Source organism: Halomonas sp. SIMBA_159 (assembly GCF_046536035.1).
Taxonomy (GTDB): Bacteria; Pseudomonadota; Gammaproteobacteria; order Pseudomonadales; family Halomonadaceae; genus Vreelandella; species Vreelandella venusta_A.
On the sequence record NZ_JAWJBT010001607.1, the window covers coordinates 1 to 236 of the forward strand.

1 protein-coding gene is annotated in these 236 nt (G+C 68.2%); it reads right to left on the minus strand.

Translation table 11 applies throughout. The features are described 5' to 3' along the window. Positions 1 to 194, minus strand: a 194-nt coding sequence (locus R0J87_RS24650; RefSeq protein ID WP_498889667.1) for a dihydrodipicolinate synthase family protein, incomplete at its 3' end; no start/stop codon positions are given. Positions 195 to 236 lie beyond the last annotated feature (42 nt).

Here is a 236-nt window from a genome sequence, read left to right on the forward strand (position 1 = left end):
GAGGCGACCTGCATCCGCTCGCCGATCGTCAGCGACGAGCCCTCGCCGGTGGTCCCGCAGACGAACGCCCCGATGCAGCCGTGGTCCACGAGCGAGCGGGCCTGCACCTCGATCGCGTGGTGGTTCAAGCCGCCATCGGGCGTGAAGGGCGTGAACGGGGCGGCGATCAATCCGCGGAAGTGAGGGGTGTCCATCGTCGTGTCATTCCTTTCAGCTGGTCCCGGGTTCGGTTGGCG